5 protein-coding genes and 2 pseudogenes are annotated in these 7,421 nt (G+C 53.5%); 6 read left to right on the top strand and 1 reads right to left on the bottom strand.

Annotated features, from left to right (window positions below; genetic code table 11):
- Positions 1–405: 405 nt before the first annotated feature.
- Positions 406–2,049, bottom strand: coding sequence for a hypothetical protein (locus ACR0AM_RS21165; protein ID WP_480623946.1), 1,644 nt, complete (start codon positions 2,047–2,049; stop codon positions 406–408).
- A 275-nt stretch (positions 2,050–2,324) separates the two neighbouring features.
- Between ACR0AM_RS21165 and ACR0AM_RS21160 the strand changes: the two genes are divergently transcribed.
- The 6 genes and pseudogenes from ACR0AM_RS21160 (at position 2,325) to ACR0AM_RS21135 (ending at position 7,237) form a co-directional block, all read left to right on the top strand.
- Entirely contained in the window at positions 2,325–2,603 is a 279-nt protein-coding gene (locus tag ACR0AM_RS21160; RefSeq protein ID WP_480474882.1) for a hypothetical protein, read from the top strand.
- Between the two features lie 49 nt (positions 2,604–2,652).
- The gene (locus tag ACR0AM_RS21155) at positions 2,653–3,462 is read left to right on the top strand and encodes a hypothetical protein (protein WP_480519229.1); all 810 of its coding nucleotides are present in this window, start codon (positions 2,653–2,655) and stop codon (positions 3,460–3,462) included.
- 205 nt (positions 3,463–3,667) lie between these two features.
- Complete coding sequence (locus tag ACR0AM_RS21150; protein ID WP_480623945.1) at positions 3,668–5,062, top strand: metal-dependent hydrolase family protein; 1,395 nt, start codon at positions 3,668–3,670, stop codon at positions 5,060–5,062.
- Between the two features lie 376 nt (positions 5,063–5,438).
- Positions 5,439–5,648: pseudogene (locus ACR0AM_RS21145) on the top strand (transposase); the annotation flags it as partial.
- A gap of 142 nt (positions 5,649–5,790) precedes the next feature.
- Positions 5,791–6,131 (top strand): annotated as a pseudogene (locus ACR0AM_RS21140) (transposase); the annotation flags it as partial.
- A gap of 425 nt (positions 6,132–6,556) precedes the next feature.
- Entirely contained in the window at positions 6,557–7,237 is a 681-nt protein-coding gene (locus ACR0AM_RS21135) for a DUF6629 family protein (protein ID WP_480521568.1), read from the top strand.
- Positions 7,238–7,421 lie beyond the last annotated feature (184 nt).

Raw genomic sequence — 7,421 nt, 5'->3', positions numbered from 1 at the left:
GCAAACGAGCAAAGCCTGACAAGAAAGGCACTCGCGCTCAGTTCGGTACGCCTCTCTCTGCGCCAGCAACACGTTGTTTTTCAACAATATCGGCAGGAGGCTGTCATTCGCTGCGGTCTGCGCTAAGGTCCGTTCCGCGCAAACTATGCGGTGGCAACTTCTGTCATAGTTTTGACAGTTCGAACGGCCATAGCGTTCTTCCTGTCGGCAGTCTTTCAGCTTTGATGCAACCATCAGAGAAATGCTACCTTGTGTATGCGCTTTGGCGTCGTAGCGACCGCACACCCAAGCTCCGCACGGAGAATCTACGTTTTCTTCAAGGCACGATGGGCTAGGGTACAAATCTGCAGCAGAAAAGCAGCTCGGAGTCTGTCACTGAGATCCGAAGAGCTTTACGCCCGGCTTTCATTCGTCAACAAAAGTGTGCGCTTCTGACAAGCCCTCGGTGACGGCTTCGACAAGAACCGTGTTCATACTATGCGATTCCAGCCATGCTTTGGGGTCCTCGTAGAGAAGCGGGTCGAGCTCAGCCAGTCTATTGAGAGCAACTCGTGCGGCTGTTTCATTTGAGAGTTTGCTGTAAGCGATGGCAAGCAAAGCCTGGCCAAAGGACCAGCCATCAGTGGAGGCGTGTTCCGCATCTATGGCCAGTTCCTCCCATTCCTCTCTAAGCAGATGGTCCGCGGCCAGCAGGTGAAAGTAGAACGGCGGTGGCGCAACAGAGCGGTCTATCGCGCGATGCATAATGGGAACTCCCTCGTCGAAGCGACCTGCTATACCATAGCGGATCGCTAGATTGGCCAGTGCGGCTGGATCGTTGGGGTTAACTTCCACGGCCCTTTGTGCAAACTCGATCGAGCGCTCCATATCACCTGCATATTGCTCAACATGGGACATCGCCTGAAGCGCGTCTGTATCCTGGGGATCCAAGTCGATAGCGCGTGCCGCTGCCTCTTTGGCAAGGGCAAAGGCCGCGTCCCTTGAAAGCACTTTCTCATGACCGAACCGGGCAGCATCATTGCGCAGGTAGGCCAGCATTGCCCATGCGCGAACGTATTCCGGGTCCTCGCGAACGGTCGCTTCCAGACAATCCCGCGCAGCCTGATATTGATCTCGATGGTATGTTCTGCGGTAAATCTGTGCACTCGCGACACACGCAAACCCTCGCAGTGTTGGGTCGTTTCGATCCACAAGTCTGTCAGTGCGAACATCGCGGAGCGCATATCCGTATTGCTGCCCTATTGTCGAAGCGATCTGCGCAGAAATCGTGTCCTGAATTTCGGTTATGCTCTGGCCATTGGTGCCCTCGGCATAGCGCTCGCTCCATAAGACTTCGAAATCATCCCGCCGCACAAGGTTGGTTCGGATAAGTAATTCGCCGCCATCGCGCCAAACGTCGCCGGTCACTGTAAACTCAGCGGTTGGCTGATGGATATCGAACGACGTGGTCCCCGAGCCCTGCGCGACTTGAGCAGATGCAATATGCACTGCAAGATCCGGAAACTTGATCAAATCCGCAGCAAGCTCATTGGTCAGGCCCGAAGCGACAAGCGAAACAAGAGCGTCGTCCGTTCGAACTTCAAAATCCTCAACTAGAATGGAAACTTTTTTGTCGGGCCTCTCGGCTATTGCTGGTACAGGGCTATCAGGTCTCTCGTACCAGAAACCAAATCCGGCAAAAATGACTAGGCACATGACCACCAGCAAAGCCAGTCCCGTGTAGAACCTTGTATTAGGCTTCGACACTTGCTCGTGGTCGGCAACCTCAGTCGCCCTGGGATGAACTGCCTCGGGCACAATCTGTTCTCGTGCGGAAAATTTCGGAATGTAATGACCTTTTGGAATACTAATGCGGATCGGGTCATTGCTACCTCGCCCGACATAGTAGTTGTCGAGATCCCTGCGCAGCTTTCGGGCTTCGAGCCGCACGACCGGGTCGGCTTGCTGATCAAAATCAGACCCACGTCCGAAGACCGCGATTGCGATAGTGGTCGCCTTCAGTTCGTTCTCGCGACCCGCCAAGGCTTCCTCGACAATGTATGCCAGCATCTCGCGACGCCGGGCACTGGACTGCAGTCCACTATAGTCAAGTATTCGTTCGAGTTGTCGACGTATGTCCTCTTCGGACATCTCCAAACGTGTCGGCCAATGACTGCTGGTCACTTTTGTCCTCACTGGTCCATAGAACCCTTAAGAAAAGAAAATAGAAGTAACAAGCCATCTGGCCATACTTTTTTTGGCCTGCGAACTGCATGTATACAACATGTAACAACGTTCTAATCCACGCCTTTTGATGCTGTGGTCCGGCAGGAGCACAACGGATAATGGACGCTTTTCTGGAAAATTTGATTGACAGGTACCCCGAGCAAGGTGAGCGGATCTTTGTTCAGTTTCGTGAGGACCCAGTATTCCGGTCAATCTGTGAAGAGATGGAAATAGCCGAACAAGCCATAATACGCTGGAAAAATCTTCCGCCTCGCGCGGCAGAATATGAACAGATTTTGAATGAGCTGAAAATAGAATTTCGGGCGTATCTCACTTCTGATTGTCATCGGCAGACGAAAGATAATCAGGGCAGTTCGGCGGCATCAGATGGAGAATAATTAAGTGGGTTACGCGGAATGCAAATCTTCGGGCCGGACAGAGGACCGGATGCTAATGTCAAGACTGCTCAGAGTTGGCGCTATCTCGGCTGTCTTTACTGCCGCGATCAATCAACCTGTTTCTGCTCAGGAAGACCTCAGCGAGATCAACAACGGAACCAATCCAACACTGCTGACAACGCAGTTTGGCTTCCAGTATCAGTTCAACCAGATCAATTCCGACCTGAACACCGGCCTGTTCGAGGCCTTCTACACGCAACCTTTCGGTGAGGGTGGAAAACGGGCGTTCCGAATAACCGTCCCAGGCTCGGACAGCCCGTTCAACGCAAACCCCATCTACGGCGGAGAGCCAGGGGTTGAATTCACATTGGGCGACATAAGCGTAACCTACATTGACGTTTTCCACCTTACCGAAAAAAACGGGGCCGCTTTCACTTTTGAACTGTTTTTGAACACAGCGGAAACCGAAGCCGCCGGGTATGGGCAATTTGCCGGTGAAACCTCGGCCTTCTACGCTTGGTTTCTCAACAACGGAGCAATTTTCGCCCCAGCCTGGGTTCAAACATTCGGATTGGAGGGCGGGAATGATCAAGGCCAGAATGTAAACACGACCACGATCGACTTCTACTATGTTCCCAAGCTGAAGAATCCGCGTTTCTACCTGACATTCGATCCCGCAATCATCCACGATTGGGAAACAGACGCGACCTTCGGCAGCCTGCAGGTGACTGCAGGCATGTTGACAGGCAAGGCATTTGGCGGCGATGGTCAAGTGTTCATCAAGCCTGGCATTCTCTTCGGCGGTGACAGACCGGCTGAGTGGTCTGTCCAGGTCGGATACAAGGTGCTGAATTTCTGATGCCGGTCCACTTTATTGCTGCCTGCCTACTTCAAACCCACCCCACCTCCAGGCGCTCGAAACAGTTCTACGCGGAGCAGAAATGGGCCGTTAGGGTCCCCCGTCTCAATTTGCAATTTTCACAGCGCGGCACAACTCCACCCCTGAACTACCCAGTGCAATCACAACGAAATTCGTCCAAAATCTGAAAATGAGGAAACCAATCATGTCCAACAAAATGTTGACCTATTTTCTCTGCACCACGCTCGCGGCAACTCCGGTCAGCGTTCTGGCACATGACGCCAACCATGCGGTCGTCCCAGCCGGCGTAATCGGCGAAATTGAAACCACCAACGTCAGAATGAAATTCGACAATGTCCTTATTCGAGGTGCGCAGATATTCAATGGCTGCGACGAGGAATTGTCAGAATCCGACGTGCTGGTCTCTGGCCAGCTGATCCAGAAGATCGGCAGCGACATCCCGACACCGGAAGGCGCTTTCGAGATCGATGCCGAGGGTTATACGCTCATCCCAGGCCTGATCGACAACCACTGGCACGGGATCTTTGCCGAGGCCACCATCGCCCAATTGGCACTGACCGGCGAGGGGTACTGGAACCTTCTGGCCGCCAAGGCGCAGAACAACGCGCTTGCCCGCGGCTTCACCACGGTGCGTGATACTGCTGGCCCGATGTTCGACATCGCCAAGGCAACGAACGAGGGTCTGATCGACGGACCTCGTGTGTTTCCCTCGGGACCCGCGCTGTCGATCACAGCGGGCCATCAGGATTTTCGCATGACGCGAGATGTGCCGCAGGGCGCCGGCGAATTGCACTCCTTCGAGCGAGGCAACATGTTCTACATCACGGACGGCGTACCGGACGTTCTCAAGCGCACGCGCGAAAACCTCATGCAGGGTGCCACCCAGATCAAGCTGATGGCGGGCGGCGGTGTCACCTCGGCTTACGACCCGATCCACACCATCCAGTTCACCGATGAGGAATTCAAGGCTGCTGTCGAGGCGACAGAAGCCTGGGGCACCTATGTGACCACCCATGCGATCAATGACGAAGCGGTTCGACACTCCATCGAAAATGGCGCGCGCAGTGTTGAGCACGCGCATATGTCGACTCGCGAAACACTGCAGATGTTTAAAGACAACGATGTCTGGCTCAGCATGCAGCCATTCCTCGATGACGAAGACGCACCGGCCCTGAACGAGTTCCAGAAGGCCAAGTACAAGTTCGTCACCGACGGAACCGATTTCGTCTACCGCACCGCCAAGGAGTTGGGCCTGAAGATTGCCTTCGGTACTGACACGCTCTTCAGTGCGGACCTTGCGAAACGTCAGGGCGCGGTGCTGGCGAAGATGGAACGGTGGTTTACCCCCTACGAGACGCTGAAGATGGCCACCTGCGACAACGCCGAATTGCTTAAGATGTCGGGGCTTCTAACGCCCTATCCGCTCGGGCCGCTCGGCGTGATCGAGGAAGGTGCCTATGCAGACATGATCCTCGTCAACGGCAATCCGCTGGAGGACCTGCAACTGATCAGCGATGCGAAGGCGAATTTCGGCATGATCATGAAGGATGGCACCATATACAAGTTCGACATGGAGTGAGCATCATATCGCGTAGAACCGTGATTGCCTCTTTTTTGTCCTCGCGGCGTCGATCGCGGGGGCGCAGGATCAACCTGCCGGGCCCATTGTTATTGCCAACGTCAACGTTTTCGACGGTTTGAATGAAGAACTGATCGATGGCGCCAATGTCGTGGTCTCTGGCAAATTGATTGCACAATTCACTACTGAGGAGGTCGCAGTCGCAGGGGGGCAGGTCATCGACGGTGGTGGTCGCACGATGATCCCGGGTTTGACCGATTCACACTGACACATGAGCCTTGCCGAACTACCTGTCTGACGTCAGCGCTAATGGGACAGTTTAGGTTGATTTGATAAGAGAGGGTTTCTGGCCCATCGTAACCACCAAAGAGTGGAGATGAGACAGAAACCCGGAACCAAGCGGAGCCACGGTGAGAAGGTCGTCAAAGACATTCGCCGTGCGACGCGCAAACAGTATTCTGCCGAAGAGAAGATCAGGATCGTGCTGGACGGTCTGAAGGGCGAGGACAGCATTGCAGAGCTGTGTCGCCGTGAGGGCATAGCGCAGAGCTTGTATTGCAGCTGCTCCAAGGAGTTCCTTGAGGCTTGAAAGAAGCGCGCAAAGCCGCACTCGAAGGCATCATCAATTCGGCATCAAATGATCCGCCGGTTGTGCTGCACCCCGTGATCCAGCCCCCTGAAATCAGGCCATTGAGGTGTTAGTAATCCGTCCAAGCAAAGGATGGGCTATGAAACGCAGATTTAGCGACGAGCAGATCATTGGAATGATCAAGGAATACGAGGCGGGCGTGAAGGCTCAGGAGCTGTGCCGCAAATACGGGATCAGCGACGCGACGTTCTAGAAAAACAAAGCCAAGTTTGGCGGTATGAATGCCTAGGATGCGAACAAGCTGAGAGCGCTGGAAGACGAAAACAACCGTCTGAAACGGATGCTGGCGGATGCCATGCTGGAAAACGCGGCGCTCAAGGATCTCGCGACAAAAAACTACTGACGCCTGACGTTAAGCGAAGGGCCGTGTCGGACGTGATGGATCGGCACAGCCTGTCTGAGCGTCGAGCGTGTGAACTGGCCGACCTGCACAGGTCTGTCTTTCAATACCAGAAACAGGATTGGGGGATGCTCTCTGGCGTAGCACCGTTGTAGCACCGGGCGAGGATGCCCCACGCGCGGAAATCGCCCTGTTGGACGCTAGCATATTGTGTTTATTGAGGTATTTTTGGTTGCGGGAGCAGGATTTGGCCTATACCGAACGTTAACGGAATTATTAATCTAAAAAGCCATCTCTACGCATTCCCTGTCTGTTTGAAATAATGGTCGCTTTGGACGGAAAAAGTGACAATCAAGAAACCCGTTTCCAGGTCCGCATTGAACCGAGGTGATACTTGCGACGAAGATGTCTGACGTCAGCGCCAATGGGACAGTTTAGGGTGATTTGTCGAGCCAATTTGCTGCTACGAGACGTGCAAGACAAAGCGTGCTAAAGTTGTAAGAGTATGTGTTTTTCTGCAAATGCCAGTTTTGCTGTAGGCGGCGTCTTGATCGCAAGTAGCGCGATCACAATTCCGCTTGCTTGGCGGGTCGGTGTACGTATCTTACCGCTAGCGACTTATCCACTTTTCTTTGGAATGCAGCAGGTTGCGGAAGGTTTTGTGTGGCTAGGAATTGAAAAGCACCAAGGTTATGAAAGTGTCTCAGCGGCGATGGTTTTTCTGTTCTTTGCGTACTGGTTTTGGCCAACTTGGGTGCCATTTTCAGCTGCTGCTTGCGAGCCGTACCGTTTTCGGCAACGCCTCTTCATCGCCTTTACAGTTTTGGGCATTGCTGGAGGGTCGCTCTTGTACCTGCCTATCATGTTGAATCCAAGCATTCTGCAGATTGACCTCATTCACAATTCGATCCGTTATTTGAATCCGGAGATGTTCACTAATGAAACGAGCAAAATGGTGGCGCGGGTGATATATGCCGTGATCATCTGTGTCCCGCTGCTGTTGTCTTCTCACCCTAAAATCAGAGTTTTTGGACTTCTTATCCTGATCTCAGTCTTGGTCGGCTTTTTCTTCGCGTCCCACGCTTTTACATCGATTTGGTGTTTTTTCGCGGCCGGTCTTTCCGCTTACATGATTGTTGTACTGCGGTCACTGGAAAAGAAAACTGGAACCGCTCCAGCCCTCTAATTCTCTTCTTACCGCATCGGCTGCAGGCTCCGATTGATGTCTTATGGAGCGACTGTTCTGGGCTCGAAGCGGACAGTCGGCAAATTTGGTGGAGCGTCTGCTTCGCGGATGGGGTGGATGGCGTCTGCAGCCAACCGTCGCGCTTTGCGGCAAACTGCAGAAGACATCTTCTGCAAGGAAAGGA

Source organism: Ruegeria sp. AD9 (assembly GCF_056542305.1).
Note: the sequence above shows the minus strand (reverse complement) of the source record. Positions and strands in the feature narration are given on the sequence as shown.

Bases quoted from the DNA above. Each gene is read 5' to 3' on its own strand.
- ACR0AM_RS21165 (WP_480623946.1), bottom strand. From the start codon at position 2,049: ATGCTGGCATACATTGTCGAGGAAGCCTTGGCGGGTCGCGAGAACGAA.
- ACR0AM_RS21160 (WP_480474882.1), top strand. From the start codon at position 2,325: ATGGACGCTTTTCTGGAAAATTTGATTGACAGGTACCCCGAGCAAGGT.
- ACR0AM_RS21155 (WP_480519229.1), top strand. From the start codon at position 2,653: ATGCTAATGTCAAGACTGCTCAGAGTTGGCGCTATCTCGGCTGTCTTT.
- ACR0AM_RS21150 (WP_480623945.1), top strand. From the start codon at position 3,668: ATGTCCAACAAAATGTTGACCTATTTTCTCTGCACCACGCTCGCGGCA.
- ACR0AM_RS21135 (WP_480521568.1), top strand. From the start codon at position 6,557: ATGTGTTTTTCTGCAAATGCCAGTTTTGCTGTAGGCGGCGTCTTGATC.